Below are 539 nucleotides of genomic sequence, written 5' to 3' on the forward strand. Positions count from 1 at the left end.
TGGATCTTCGACGCCGAGACCACCAAGCTCATCCAGCTCTACATCGTCGGCGTCTTCGTCTCCTTCAACCTCAGCCAGCTCGGGATGATCCGCCACTGGTCCCGGCTCCTGCGCACCGAGAGCGACCCCGCGGCGCGCCGCCGGATGATGCGGTCGCGGGCGATCAACACGTTCGGGCTCGGCATGACCGCGGTCGTCCTGGTCATCGTGCTGATCACCAAGTTCCTCGCCGGCGCCTGGATCACCATCCTGGCGATGGGGTTCTTCTTCGTGGTGATGCAGGCCATCGGCCGCCACTACGCGCGCGTCGAGCTCGAGCTGGCCGCCGACGAGCAGGACAAGGTGATGCCGACGCGGGTGCACGCGATCGTGCTGGCCTCCAAGCTGCACAAGCCGACCCTGCGCGCGCTCGCCTTCGCCCGCGCCACCCGGCCCAACGTGCTCGAGGCGATCTACGTCAGCGTCGACGCCCGGGCCACCAACCGGCTGCTCGAGGAGTGGGACGACCGCCACCTCGACATCCCGCTGAAGGTGCTGCA

1 pseudogene is annotated in these 539 nt (G+C 68.1%); it reads left to right on the plus strand.

The features are described from left to right. Window positions 1-539, plus strand: a pseudogene (locus FB586_RS18875) (DNA-binding protein); the annotation flags it as partial.

Origin of the sequence: Cellulomonas telluris (assembly GCF_004886325.1) — a bacterium.
Classification (GTDB): domain Bacteria; phylum Actinomycetota; class Actinomycetes; order Actinomycetales; family Cellulomonadaceae; genus Cellulomonas; species Cellulomonas telluris.